Genomic DNA, 263 nt, shown 5'->3' with positions numbered 1-263 from the left:
GACGTTGTCGAGATTCTTCCAACTGATCGACCACGACCGATAAAAAATACACCGCCCACGGGGTGATCAATAGTCCAAAAAATACCGAACGTACAATATCTATGTCATCGACAAAACCTTTCAAAACCAGAGTAATTCCGACTTGGACTACCACCGCTAAGGCAACCAACGCTAAAGCCAGTAAAATTGAAAAACGTAAAATACCCAATTTAACAAGTAGATCGACATAGTATTGAGCTAAGTTTTTTATCGGTTTCATTGCA

At 39.9% G+C, this 263-nt stretch carries 1 protein-coding gene; it reads right to left on the bottom strand.

Annotation, left to right across the window (positions count from 1 at the left end):
* Positions 1-263 (bottom strand): hypothetical protein (locus P8629_RS12085; RefSeq protein ID WP_278166358.1); only part of this gene is annotated, 263 nt, incomplete at both ends.

The organism is Hydrogenovibrio sp. 3SP14C1 (assembly GCF_029625905.1).
Taxonomy (GTDB): domain Bacteria; phylum Pseudomonadota; class Gammaproteobacteria; order Thiomicrospirales; family Thiomicrospiraceae; genus Hydrogenovibrio.
The sequence above is the reverse complement of the archived record's forward strand: the minus strand, read 5'-3'. Positions and strand labels throughout refer to the sequence as shown.